A 12,637-nucleotide genomic window follows, 5' to 3' on the forward strand; every position below is an offset into this window, starting at 1 on the left:
TAATGGCGGCTTCCCGATTACTCGCCAAATGTACCCCGCACCTTGCTATTGCAACATCGCATCGCAAGGTGCGGGTGTGGCGAAATGAGAATGGGTGATGCACGGCGCTTCAAGGCTGGCGGATGTACACACAACCCCAGGAGAGGCTGACTGGTTTTACCCCGACCCGGCGGATAATCAGTTAAGAGTAGTTTGACTCAATTGCTCTAGTTTCCGGCGCTTCCTTGGATTGTAAGTGATCTCGATATATTCGAACACATCGGCCCTGGCCTCAGATCTGGTGGCATATCGACGTCGATTAACCCGCTCCCTCTTCAACAGTCCAAAGAAGCTCTCAGCGGCGGCGTTGTCGTAGCAGCTGCCAACAGCACTCATGCTGCAAGTGATGTTGTGGCCCGCCAGGAACTGCTGGTACTCGTGGCTGGTAAATTGAGACCCGCGATCTGAATGTAATACCACATGGGATTTCGACTTCTGCTGCCACAAGGCCATTAGTACGGCCTGAATAACCAACTGGCGATCCATCCGGTGGCTCATGGACCAGCCCACAACTTGGCCACAGAATAAATCAACGACAATTGTTAGGTAGAGCCAGCCTTCACCGGTACGGATGTAGGTGATGTCCGTGACCCACTTGGCGCCAGGTTCTTCCGCAGTAAAATCCCGTTCCAGGTGATTCTTGATGCTCTCTGGCCGCTGTGTAGATTTACGCCTACGCCACTTCCGAGTCGAAGGGATGCCTTGAATCTCATTCTCCTTCATAAGCCGGGCTACGCGGTTCAGGCTGCAAGTCTCGCCGTCATACCGCAGGTCCTCCCAGATTCGAGGGCTGCCGTGGACGCCATCGCTATCGTCATGGAGGGCGACAACCTTCTTTAACAGACGTTGGTTGTCCAGGGCACGCTTGCTGGGTGGCCGGTGCCGCCAATCGTAGTAGCCGCTGGTAGATACTTTGAGCAGACGACACATCATGCTGACTGGATAAGTTTCGCGGCAACGCTCGATCATCTGGAATCTCACTTGGATTCCTTTGCGAAGAACGTTGCCGCTTCGCGCAAAAAATCGCGCTCCTTCTTCACTTGCCGAAGTTCACGCTGGAGCCTGGCTACTTCCTCATCCCTGGGGTTTCCGTGGCCGGGAAAGGCCGACTTTCCTGGCTCCGATGCCTGTTTTACCCAGCGGCGGAGCATGTTGTCATTGATACCGAGATTTCGTGCGATCTCTGATACTGGTGTGTCGGATTGCTGCACAAGGCGCACAGCTTCTTGTTTGTACTCAGGTGAGTACCGTCTTCTGTGTGACATGGGATACCTCTCTTAAGTGGTGATTATCCACTCTTTTCTGGGTATCCGTCATGCCGGGGTAAAATCACAGCACGCCATGGGGAAGCACCACGGCCATGCGGCCGGTCTTGCGGGCCATGGACTTGATCATGTGCTGGACCCAGGCGAAGTCGCCGGACTTGGCTGGCGGCAGTCCGGCAAAGTTGCGGCCGTAGGGGTCGTTGATCCAGACGTCATCTCCCCACTTTTCCAGGGAGAACGGAGGATTGGCGATGACGCAGTCAAAGGTGGCGAGGCTGTCGCCTGAATAAAAGGCGGGCAAGCGCAGGGTGTCGCCACGTTCGATATGGAAATCTTCCGCGCCGTGGAGAAAGAGGTTCATCCGGGCGATGGAGGATGTGGTCAGGTTTTTTTCCTGGCCGTAGAGCTTGCCCAGCATGAGGTTCTCGTCGCCGCCATGCTCTTTGACATGATGCAGCGCTTCGAGAAGCATGCCGCCGGTCCCGCAGGCCGGGTCATAGATGGTTTCCCCGGCCTTGGGCGCAAGGATGCGAACCATCAGCGCGACCACGGAGCGAGGGGTATAGAATTCACCGGCCTTCTTGTTGGTCAGGTCGGCAAATTTCTTGATCAGGTATTCATAGGCCTGGCCGAGAATGTCCGCCTTGCAGTGCTCGTTGCCCAGGTTGAGCGACGAGAAGTGTTCGATCAGGTCCTTGAGCAGCGCGTCCGAAAGGCGGTCTTTATTGGTCCACTGGGCGTCGCCGAAGATGCCGTGCAGGGTGTCCGGGTTGGCCTGCTCGATACAGCGCATCGCCTTCTGGAGCGCATGGCCGATATTGGCGCTCTTGGCCCGGACATCTTTCCAGTGGCAGCCCTCCGGAACCTGGAACCGATGGTTCTCGGGAAACTGGGCAAATTCCACGTCGCCGTCTGACTCTTCCAGTGCCACGGCATACTCCTCGTCATAAACGTCGGAGAGCCGCTTGAAGAACAGCAGCGGGAATATGTAGGTCTTGAAGTCGGCCGCGTCGACAGGACCACGCAGGATATTGGCCGCCTCCCAGAGGTAGGAAGTAACGGCAGCAATTCCAAGAACCTCGGGTTGAACATTCGCATTTCTAGATGCCACTCGTTTCACTCCGCTTATTCTGTTTGTTCGTAGCCCGGAGCTAGAACCAGATTCTTTACGCCGTATAGAGCCTGTGGATTAGAAAGCCAGAGGTGATACTCTCCCCCTTCAAGCTTGTGATCTTTAGTGCAGTCCACATTCCACCGTCTCAGAACGTAGCCGGCTACGGCGGCACGAATTTTTACTGTTAGCCCGCCATCCCGCATCGCGTAATCCATCTCAATGGTTTCAGGATGGGGAAGGTTGGGATGCGGCACCAAATTCATCTCAACAATTCTGTTCCACTGTATGTCCGCATCACTCATTTCATGGTCTTTGGGCTCGTCCTCGACGATGACAGGGTCTGTGATTCGCGTAACCACAAAATCAATGAAGTCCTGGCGATTGCGATCGAAGGCTCGCACATGCCAGCGCAGACCGTTGTCCACCAATACAAAAGGAGCGATTTCGCGCTCACTTAAACCCGACTGGATGGAGCGGTACTGAATCTTCACCACCCTTTTGTGGTAAATCGCCCTTGTGAGCACGGCTAGCACAGGCAAAAACGGCCGATTTAGTTCGGCGGGTGTCTCGCACCGAACCATCGGCTTGTGGCTGCCAATGAAGTCTTCACCGAACCCCTGGGAAAGCGCCGCCAGTACTTGTGATGGCGAATACTCAAACAACGGCTCAAAGGCGGCTGACTTAACGTAGGATTTCAGCCTGGTGTCGTAGTCCAGATTAGCCGGCGCCAGCTCTCTATAGAGCGTGATGTCACGCGTGGCTGCGGCCTCGCCGATCCCGAATCGGGTAACCAGATCGCTACGGCCAATTTCACCTAAAAAGTAAGTGCGGAAGTCGATATGCGACAGACGCTCTTTTTGTGCCTGGCTAATGTCTGACAGCTCCACCTCAACCCATCCCCCTAATTAAGGTAGGGAGCATTTTGCACTAATTTGACGTTATATGATAATACTTTGTATTCTGGTGATTATTTGTATCTGTTGACATAATCATTTTGATCTGTATATTCTGCGATCATGGTCGGAGACTGGCTTCGACCGGCTTATTCCAGGAGTAGCTAATCATGGCAACTAACCCTCCCAAGGGAGACGGTCACCGCAATGGCGCGGTTCGCGGCCGTTCACAAACCAAGACCCCGTCTGGCCACTACGTCAAGCGGGATACCGCAACCGGTCGCTTTATGGACGTGAAAACCTCCAGCAAGGGCCCGTTCAAAGGTGTGAGAAAGGAAAAGTAGAGGGATGATCGATGATTGATATTTCATTCGAGATCAACGGTCGAAAGGTATCGCCCAGAAATATGGGCAATGCTCTGGAGTCCGCCGTTTTGAAGTCGGTGCAGGAGTCGATCACAAAGTCCGTTGGCTCAGCACGATGCCCTGAACATGGACAAAGACCCAAGGTCAAAGTGAAGGGCCGGAATCTCGACTCGTTAAGCTTCGAAGTCTCTGGGTGCTGTGACCAGCTCATCGAGACGGTGAAAAAGAAGCTCAAATAGCGTAACCCGCAGTTGGAGTCTGCCAATGAAAAGCTCCACCCGCATTTTCGCCGCTCTCAAGGGCTGCATCGCCTTGCTGCTGACCGCGGTCGGTGTTCTATTCAGTACTGATGACGACGAAAGTGATGATCGCCCCCTTGGCGAGGGCTCAGACCGATTCGGTGAGCACAATTTCCGTACAGGCCGTATGGATTCCGGAACCGACCCAGACGGTTGGTATGAGGAGGATTTGTAGCGACTCCTTATTTCTTCATCCCTTTTGAGATTGCCATTTTGCCGAGGCTGCCACCCTGTCGTCCCGCATCGTCAGCTGGCCTCGCAAGTGGCGACGTGGCTGCTGTTATGGATCGCCCTACATTCACCCCCGCCCACGCCATCATCCCACTCCATAACAACGGTAATCCCAGATAGAGACTGGTGGTAATCATATTCAGCAACATGCGCTTGGCATCGTGTTCCCCCGGGTTGGCGAAGAGCTGAAGGAAGACATTAACGTCGGGATACATGGACAAAATCAGGTTCTGATCCACCCACATCGCCAGGTACCAGAGTACCGTCCAGAATTTGATTGTGAAAATCGCCATGCCAGCGACCACCATCATGGCAATTGAGTAGCGGGACAGCACGACCACCAGTGGCAGCAGTGCATAGATACCCAGCAGCATGATGGCCTGGACCATGGGCAGTGACTGCAGAACGGCGGTCATGGTGACGGAAAATAAAGCGGATGCCGTGATCACACCACCGGCGGCGAGGCCCCCTTTGACGATATTGCCGGCGGTATTGAACAAGCCTGAACCGGAGGCATTGTTAGCGATCAACTCGTTGCTCGACCAGGAAGGCGGTGCGTTGGTAAGCACGGTTTTGGCGACGGCATCGTTTTGCTGCTCACCGGCCAGTGCTGGCGCGATGGCGACCACCAGACCTGAGAAGCCAGCAGAAGTCGCATCTGCTTCATTGATCAGCTTCTCTCTTAGGCCGATCGCTGCATCTTCCCACCACTGTTTGCAGAAGGGCTTGCCCCAGGCCGGCGGCGCTGTCGGATCGTACTCCGTATCCCTGGCCGCATTGTAGACCCAGCCGGTGATTTGGTTGGCTGGGCGCAAGGAGTCGTAATAGCCCGCGGTATCCCGGTAGACGTGTGAGCCCATCCAGTCCGGGTCATCGGGGCCATAGGTGGCGAGGATGCCACTGATCGCCGGGGTATCCGGCCGCTCTGCCTGATACTTGGAGCGAGCCGGTATGTAACACTGACTGAAGAAATCGCTGACCTCCTGCCGCAGGCCAGGATCCGCAATGGTGGCCAGATGGGCCTGCTGCTCGAAGGTGCGCATATCCGCCACCGTTGGCAAGCCTTCTACGATCGCGTGGTTCAAACCCGAACTCAGCGCGATGACACCGTACCACCATACCGGGACGTTGACCGTTGCGGCGGAGCCGGTAAACCCGGTCGTGCCGTAGGTACTCTGTGGCGCAGCCACGGTTGCGGCGGCCGGGGCCGGATCCAACAGGGTCGGTGGTGGTGAATACGACAGGGTTGCGGCGTTGAGGGGAGTGAGCGCAGCGGGTTGCCCTGCAAGCACGACCACCAACAGTGCGATGAACAGCTCGATCTCCATACGCCGCAGTGAAAGACCGCTGGCATGACCCACTTCCCCACCTTGGGCGGGTTCGCGCCAGTTATCGATCAGGATGCCCAAAAACGGGAGATAGACGATCCCGGTACTGACCAGCACATCCCACAGAATGCCGTAGAAGGCCCAGCCGAAGAGCGAGGTAAAAAGCTCCAGGTAGCTGTCGACACTCATCAGACGATCGGCCCTGCGGTGATACCGAGAAACTTCACAACCAAGCCCTGACCCAACACCAGTTCGAGAATGACCAGCCAGGTGACGGCGCGCCAGCGATACCGGTGAAGCTGATCTGCCAGTGCGGATTGGATTTTTCCGGTTTTCGCGAGGTGTTCAATGCCGACATTCCAACCGAACGCCACCACCGCGATCACTGTCCACCGGCATAGCATGAGTGTTAGACGCCAGGAGTCGATACCCTGCTGTATGGACGGTACAGAGTTGGTCTGCAACCGATGCATCAGCCAATAGCCCACCAGTGCCGTCAGCAGAACAGCCACCAACGTAGCGAACAGGAAGCCCTTGCGTTTTGCCCCACTGTTATTGAACACGGCCACCTCGCAACGGGTTCGGATCGAGGGTCGGCACTTCGGGCACGGTGAGCGAGCTTTGCCTTCTGGCCGCCGCGCGTTCGAGTAAGGTGGCAACGGTGTCGGAGACCACCTCTTTGCGCACACGGGTCTCAAACAGCAGGTTCTCGATCTCTTTGTCGAGCTCGGCAATAGACGTGTCTGCATGCTCGCGTGCGACTTCCGTGGCGTAGACCTCAGGAACCTGTCGGCCCGACAATAACAATCGCCGTGCGAACAGCGCCTTCTCGACGGTGCGCGCGGTGCTGATTTCAGAGACCAATCGACCCATGATCAGGCTCTGCTCCGAGGGCGGCATCTCACGGATCGCTTCGATCACCTGACGGGTGATGGCCACGCCGGGCGCGGTGATCTGATCGAGGTTAGCCAGCGTCGGCGGTGTCGCGCCACTGACCAGATTCTGAATTTCTGTGGTGACGGTGGCGGACTCCTGGTAGAGCTTGGGTAACAACCCGGTGCCGGGAATGCTGTCTTTGCGGCAGGTGTCGCAGGTGGTGACGATGTTCTCGCCCACCACATCGACTGTCCAATCGCGGGCCTCCGCCGGAGAGCCCCAGATTTCAGACAGGCGCGTGGCCGATGCGGCGGGCACTGGCGTGGTATCGGTGACGGCCCGATTCATATTGATGTTGTAACCGGCCTCGACGATGTCGCCGGTAAACTCCAGCACCGGCTGGCCGGTGCCACCCGCCTGCCCACCGATCCAGGGCACACCGTTATCGCCATTGGAAGTTTCCACCGTATCTTTGGCGGTGACGGCATCATTGCCGCCAATCCCCATCTGCACCTTCCAGTCGTTGCCTTTGGATAGCGTGATCAGATCGGCATAGGGGTTCTTGCCCTGGGCGATCTCGGCCTCCATCTGCTCGCAGGACTTGGTCGCCAGCTGCATGGTTTCTTCGGCCTTAATCAGGGCATTCTGGAAAAGATCGTACAGGCCAGGGTTGGCGCGCTGCAGGATCAATGCCGGTAACGCCGCAATGGCACTGGTGGCCGCTGCGGTCATCGCATTCATCATATTATCGACACCGGCACCAATATCATTCAGGGTGTTGGTTACCGCGGCCACCGGATCGAACTTGCCGCAGCTATACCCAAGTCCCAGTTGAGCAGAGCCGCCCAGGGTGACGGAGACGACTGACGGATTAGCGGGTACAGAGACCGGCTCTGCTCCGCCGATTTCGTAGTACCACAAGCTGTCTTCGGTGGGCCCCTGGGCTGCGTTAACGACGTGACACACACTCAGGGCGCCAATCAACAACACGGTGCGAACAGACACTTTCATGCTCATGGTGGGTAATTGATCCAGTCGACGTTGAACAGAAAGATGCCGCGATCGCGGCAACAGCTGTAGGGGCGCCACAGATTCCAGGCATAGTCACCCTGGGCATCGACTCGACCACCGCCCCAGCCGGTGAAACTGGCCAGGTCATTGGTGCCAAATACCTTGCAGGTCGATTCCGCGCTGGGCATCAGCATCTGCCACTCGCCCGTGTCGGGATCGTCTTCAACCAGTGGCCCGGGTGGCCACACGCGCTGCCGCGAACTGGAACCACCGGTTATCGGCACGTAGATATGGGGTTGCCCCCGGCGGGTCACGATGTCGCCGGCGCGCTGGGCATTGATGGCCGCCGCCTTGGGTTCCTCCGCCTGCGTCGTCCAGCCGGTGCGAGGGTACACACCGCCCCAGGTCTGCAGTGGCCAGGTGCCGATCTCCCGCAAACCGGGTATCAGGCTCGCCGGGTAGAGCATCTCCGGGATTTCCATCCGCCAGGAGAGTGCGTCCAGTCCCGACAGGAAATACGGAAAGAAGGGAGTAGTTTGTGAGTTACAGAGGTAGCCGGTGCTGGCGACGATGCTCGACAGGGAGCTGACCGGATGCCCGATGACATCCGTTTCCCGGAATACCAGGTTGCGATGATCCTTGTTGCCCTGCCCGCCTTCGGTTCTATTCCCGGCGCTGTCAATCGGCACCGCCAGCAAGCTGCCGAGGAGCCCATTGGCGACTGTTCGTTGTGCCACACCCAGCGTACTGCGAATCTCGACCCAGGGATTACCGCCGAGTTCGTTGTAGGCACTCACCACCGCATCGGGTTGGTAATGCCCTACTTTGATCGAGGTGCGCACGCTGCACCCGGACAGGGAGCAACGCAACCAGAAGCACATCCCCACGGGCATCCAGCGCATACAGCTGAGTGCCGCACGGGTGGTCTGCGCAACAATTTCCGGTGTGGTAATGGTGCCGGTGTGACCAACCAGAGGCACTAACAGCAGCAGGACCAGCCAACCACGGTGCAGGGCGGCTTTCATTGTGTCGCGCTCTCTGCTTGCCACCGCTGATAAAGCTGGGTGGCAGCGGGAATGTCGGTAAGGCCATACACAACGGCCTGGCCATCAAAAACAATGGCCGGGTAACGATCGATACCGTACTGCATTGCCTGCACCAGGCCCTTGGCGGCGTTTTCCAGTTCTCTGCTGAGCTGAGTGTTCATCCGTTGGAATCGTTGCAGGGCCAGAGATTTGGCGGACTCTGGATCTGCTGGCAGGTCAATGGAGAGCTCTTCCTGAAGTTTGTAAATCCTATCGATCAGATAGACGGTCTTATGGTCATTCCCAGACACAATCTGGAGACTCGAATCGATGAACACCTCGATCGTCGGGCCCTGCCCAATGGCCTGCTCGATTGCAATCTCGCTGGCTTGCACAGACGAACAGAGTGTTCCTGTTAGCAGCAACGAGATTATGTATTGAGCCTTTGCGACATTCACTGACGATCGTCCAACCCGGGATGGCTTTGTGAAAGTCACCATCCTGAGTGATTACGGATTTGGGAAACACGGTTTATTCAGACAGAAGCGGTCGAAGTTTCTGGAACAGAAACAGCACCGTTTTTATAATCAAGGGAAATCGATAGCGGAAACAAAATACGGAAATGGACTTCAGCCCTATCATCCAGCAAGTCTACGGCGCGCTGTGGTATCTCATTCCACTGGCCATATTGGCTGGCATTCTCAAATCCCCCTGGTTCAAAGGGATTACCGGTGAGTTTCTGGTGAACACAGCCGCTCGGCTATTTCTCCCCAAGGACGAGTACCACCTGATCAAGGACGTTACCTTACAATCAGAGAATGGCACCACACAGATCGACCATATCATCGTGTCGCGCTATGGCGTGTTCGTAATTGAAACCAAGAACATTAGGGGATGGATATTCGGCTCGGCCAACCAGAAGACCTGGACGCAGAAAATCTATAAGCACACCAACAAGTTTCAAAACCCACTGCATCAGAACTACAAACACGTCAAAACGCTTGAAGCCCAATTGGATATTCCGTCTTCCGTCATTCACTCGCTGGTGGTGTTTGTCGGTGACTCCACGTTCAAGACAGAGATGCCCGATAACGTGACCTATGCCGGTGGCTATATTCGCCACATTAAAGCTAAGCGCGAGGTGGTACTCAGTCAGGCCGACATCGATGCCGTGATCAGACAGATCGAGCAACTGCGATTGCAGCGCGGGCTGACCACCAACCGCCAACACGTCCGCCATCTGCGTCAGAAGCAGACTGTCGCACCCCCAGTCACGCCCTCCACCACGCCATCAGCCACTCCCTCTGCTACACCCCAAAGTCCAAAACAGTGCCCGAAGTGCGGCAGCGAGATGGTGCTTCGTACCACCAAGAGTGGAAAAAATGCGGGCAATCAATTTTGGGGATGCGCGACCTTTCCGGCCTGCCGTGGCGTGGTACAGCTGCGCTAAACAGCCAACCTGAATGACACTAACGCGACTGCTCAATACGCCGGGCAACCTCATAAACGGCTTCGAGCTCTGAACAATGCTTTTCACGCATAATGGCGGCGCGCTCGGCCTTCTCATGCTTTTCAGTCATGGCCAATGCCAGCGATAAAGCAGGTGGAACATTGCGGAACAACGCCTCAACCTTATCGGCCAGCACAACTCCCTCCACGTATTTACCCGGTTCCTTGCGAGCCGAAAGTAAAAGGTTACGCTGTTCATCATTCAGATCCTTGAAGCGCGCGATCTGTTCCACCTCTTCCTTGGGCATCACCAGGCACAGCCACCACTCCATCATATTGAGCATCTTACGGCTCGCGTCCGGGAAGTCTTCCAGATTCTGGGTGGCAATCCAGAACCAGGCACCGAGCTTGCGCCACATCTTGGTGATCTTGACCACGTAGCGCGCCAACAGCGGATTGGTGGTGATGATGTGACCTTCGTCGGTGATGACCAGAGTGGGCCGGTCATCGTGCTGATAGCGTTCAACCAGATCGTTGATGTGGCTCATCATCGACAGGTAAGCGACAGTCAGTTGGTCCTCGTAGCCCTCCCGGGCCAGCATGCCCATTTCAAGAATGGTGACATCGGCCTCCGGCCAAGACTGCCCAGGTCGGTTAAAGAAATGGCCTGCCAGGCCTGAGCAGAACAGCGCCATACCATCGCCCATCTCCAGTGCGCGATTGCGCCGATGCTCGGGTAATTCCTTGTTGGTGGCGATGACCTGAAAAGCATCGACCACGTCCTGGGTAACCACCTGGGTATTACCGGCCTCTTTCACGGTTTTCGCAGCAAGGAATATGGCATTGCGAATCAGCAACCGGTCGGCACGGGTCAAGCGCGCATCCTCACGCTCATCGCCACCGGTAATCATGATGCGCGCGGCAATTTCCATTTCACCGAGAATATCGCGCCCGCCGCCCTCATCTTCGATCTCATCGTCTTCGTCCAGCGTCTCCTCCAACGAGGGGTCATCGGCATCGAGCGGATTCAGCGCATGACGCCGATCGAGGAGGCGCAGCGCATCGGCAAAGGGAGGCAGACTGACATCGACATTGGGGTTCAACGTGATCTGGTTGACCGACAATCCGTGGTGCGCAAAATGCTGCCCCAGCAGCGAAAACGACGCGCCCGCTTCGATAATAAAAATACGGGGTCGGTGCCGTGCCATCATCTGTTGCAACAGATACACCAGTAGCGCCGACTTCCCTGCACCCGTTGGCCCCAGAATCAGCATGTGCGCGTTCTTTTTGCGATCCTCCCGATGTAACGGGTCGAACACCAGCGGCTCGGCACCGCGGTTATAGAACACCAACCCAGGATGCCCGGTTCCACGCGAACGACCATAGAACGGCAACAGATTGGCAATTTGGCGAGAGAAAATCAGCCGCGAACGTCGCCGGGATTTATCCAGATCCGCGTCATAGGCCATGGGCAGATTGCGGATGTAGCTATCGAGCGCCAGCAAGTCCGCTTCCTGGGTAATCGGTTGTAATCCGTTGGGAAGAAGCAGTGCGTTCAGGCGATTCAAATTGTAACGCAGGGACTTTTGATTCTCGCCGCGCACATAGAAAGCCAGGCTGACAGGATAGAGTTTGTTGCCCTGCGCCATCTCTCGCTCCACTTGCTCTGCGTCTTCTCGGGTAATCGACGCCTCCGCCGAGTCTCCTACCGAGGCACGTTTGATTTGCGCGATGTGATTGCGGGTAGTGTCCTGGGGTTTCAGCGTGAGTGTTATTGCCATGATGGTGTGCTCAGGCAGACGATCAAAGAGCGAGAACACCTGATCCCCGGCCTGGCGCTCCGCTGTGAAGTGGCCGATGTCCGGCGCCCGCCGCAAGCTTTGAATCGTCACAACCGTGTGCGGCAAATCATCGAAGTGCCAGCTCGCCGAAGCCTCGTCGGAACGCGGCATCGACAGCGTCAACTGTTCCGCAAAGTCGTAGCCAAAGGGTAGATCGTCGTCACCCGGATAGGGCGCCATCTGCAGCAACGATTCCGGGCTTCCCTCGGCAAATGCTGGCTTGGGGTTAAACCAGCTCAGCATCCAGTGATAAAACGCCTTGCCATCCGCACGCTGGATATGGATCCCTGCCGAAGCGAGAGCGGCAATCCATTTAGTCGCCACATCATTGAGCGCCTCCTCCACCTCGATGCCTGCCGGGGCTTTGCCGTTGTGCTTCAAACGCCTGTAGAGCACCACCCGAATCCGACGCTGCTGGCCCTGCCAACGCGAACCCGTGACCGTGGTATCGTCAAACAAACCGCCCGGGCGGGAGATCGCCTGCAAATGCGCCGACATCACGGCCTGATAGTGTTGTGAATAATCCGATGCGCGAACTTTCGGCATCGGATAACGGGCCAGTAAGGCGTCGAACTGATTGAGCCGTGGTTCATCCTGCACATAGACCTGTAATACCCAGGGCGCATCGTCGCGTTCAGGAATAGCCTCATTGATCGCGGTCTGGATGGTATCTCGCAGCTGCGCCATAAACGCCGGCGTGCGTGCTTCACAGCCGACCGGGGTGACTTCGAACAGCGCCCCCAGGCTGACACCGTCCTCCAACACAAAGGCTTTGCACTCAGGGATGTATTCCATCCAGGGCAACAGGTCGGTAAACGACGGTGGGCGGTCGTAGTGCCGCTTGATAGTCGCGTTAGTGAGCGGGGATGCATCCGCGTTCTCGGGTTGATTGATTGCCATG

The 12,637-nt window shown here is 56.7% G+C and carries 13 protein-coding genes; 4 read left to right on the forward strand and 9 right to left on the reverse strand.

The features are described 5' to 3' along the window. Positions 1 to 177: 177 nt before the first annotated feature. The 3 genes from C0039_RS05135 to C0039_RS05145 all read right to left on the reverse strand — a co-directional run bounded on the left by C0039_RS05135 (position 178) and on the right by C0039_RS05145 (position 3,305). Positions 178 to 1,304 (reverse strand): IS3 family transposase gene (locus tag C0039_RS05135; RefSeq protein ID WP_420820281.1). Its coding sequence is split into 2 segments (ribosomal slippage): positions 178 to 1,055 and positions 1,055 to 1,304, totalling 1,128 coding nucleotides; the frame shifts between segments, so codons are not numbered across the junction. A 64-nt stretch (positions 1,305 to 1,368) separates the two neighbouring features. Further along, positions 1,369 to 2,415: a type I restriction-modification system subunit M gene (locus C0039_RS05140; protein WP_207796377.1), complete on the reverse strand. Its 1,047-nt coding sequence runs from the start codon at positions 2,413 to 2,415 to the stop codon at positions 1,369 to 1,371. Positions 2,416 to 2,429: 14 nt separating this feature from the next. After that, on the reverse strand, positions 2,430 to 3,305 hold the full coding sequence (locus C0039_RS05145; RefSeq protein ID WP_101517447.1) for a WYL domain-containing protein: 876 nt from the start codon (positions 3,303 to 3,305) through the stop codon (positions 2,430 to 2,432). Positions 3,306 to 3,481: 176 nt separating this feature from the next. On the opposite strand from C0039_RS05145, the gene C0039_RS21025 reads away from it, so the two are divergent. The 3 genes from C0039_RS21025 to C0039_RS05155 are packed head-to-tail and all read left to right on the forward strand — an operon-like array spanning position 3,482 to position 4,150. Then, the gene (locus C0039_RS21025) at positions 3,482 to 3,655 is read left to right on the forward strand and encodes a hypothetical protein (RefSeq protein ID WP_162846205.1); all 174 of its coding nucleotides are present in this window, start codon (positions 3,482 to 3,484) and stop codon (positions 3,653 to 3,655) included. Between the two features lie 11 nt (positions 3,656 to 3,666). Further along, the gene (locus C0039_RS05150) at positions 3,667 to 3,915 is read left to right on the forward strand and encodes a hypothetical protein (protein WP_101517448.1); all 249 of its coding nucleotides are present in this window, start codon (positions 3,667 to 3,669) and stop codon (positions 3,913 to 3,915) included. Positions 3,916 to 3,940: 25 nt separating this feature from the next. Further along, positions 3,941 to 4,150, forward strand: a complete 210-nt coding sequence (locus tag C0039_RS05155) for a hypothetical protein (RefSeq protein ID WP_101517449.1) — start codon at positions 3,941 to 3,943, stop codon at positions 4,148 to 4,150. A gap of 7 nt (positions 4,151 to 4,157) precedes the next feature. Here C0039_RS05155 and C0039_RS05160 read toward each other — a convergent pair whose 3' ends face one another. The 5 genes from C0039_RS05160 to C0039_RS05180 are packed head-to-tail and all read right to left on the reverse strand — an operon-like array spanning position 4,158 to position 8,904. Further along, entirely contained in the window at positions 4,158 to 5,723 is a 1,566-nt protein-coding gene (locus C0039_RS05160) for a conjugal transfer protein TraG N-terminal domain-containing protein (protein ID WP_101517450.1), read from the reverse strand. After that, positions 5,723 to 6,097 (reverse strand): hypothetical protein, encoded by a 375-nt coding sequence (locus C0039_RS05165; protein WP_239017394.1) that lies wholly within the window; start codon positions 6,095 to 6,097, stop codon positions 5,723 to 5,725. Before C0039_RS05165 ends, C0039_RS05160 begins: the two co-directional genes overlap by 1 nt. Beyond that, positions 6,087 to 7,427, reverse strand: a complete 1,341-nt coding sequence (locus tag C0039_RS05170; protein WP_239017395.1) for an integrating conjugative element protein — start codon at positions 7,425 to 7,427, stop codon at positions 6,087 to 6,089. Before C0039_RS05170 ends, C0039_RS05165 begins: the two co-directional genes overlap by 11 nt. After that, the gene (locus tag C0039_RS05175; protein WP_101517451.1) at positions 7,424 to 8,446 is read right to left on the reverse strand and encodes a TIGR03756 family integrating conjugative element protein; all 1,023 of its coding nucleotides are present in this window, start codon (positions 8,444 to 8,446) and stop codon (positions 7,424 to 7,426) included. Before C0039_RS05175 ends, C0039_RS05170 begins: the two co-directional genes overlap by 4 nt. Next, complete coding sequence (locus tag C0039_RS05180; protein ID WP_243391558.1) at positions 8,443 to 8,904, reverse strand: TIGR03757 family integrating conjugative element protein; 462 nt, start codon at positions 8,902 to 8,904, stop codon at positions 8,443 to 8,445. Before C0039_RS05180 ends, C0039_RS05175 begins: the two co-directional genes overlap by 4 nt. Positions 8,905 to 9,068: 164 nt before the next feature. Between C0039_RS05180 and C0039_RS05185 the strand changes: the two genes are divergently transcribed. Next, entirely contained in the window at positions 9,069 to 9,896 is an 828-nt protein-coding gene (locus C0039_RS05185; RefSeq protein ID WP_101517453.1) for a nuclease-related domain-containing protein, read from the forward strand. A gap of 19 nt (positions 9,897 to 9,915) precedes the next feature. On the opposite strand, the gene C0039_RS05190 is transcribed toward C0039_RS05185, so the two are convergent. Next, positions 9,916 to 12,636, reverse strand: coding sequence for a conjugative transfer ATPase (locus tag C0039_RS05190; protein WP_101517454.1), 2,721 nt, complete (start codon positions 12,634 to 12,636; stop codon positions 9,916 to 9,918). Position 12,637 lies beyond the last annotated feature (1 nt).

The organism is Pseudohalioglobus lutimaris (assembly GCF_002866825.1).
GTDB lineage: Bacteria > Pseudomonadota > Gammaproteobacteria > Pseudomonadales > Halieaceae > Halioglobus > Halioglobus lutimaris.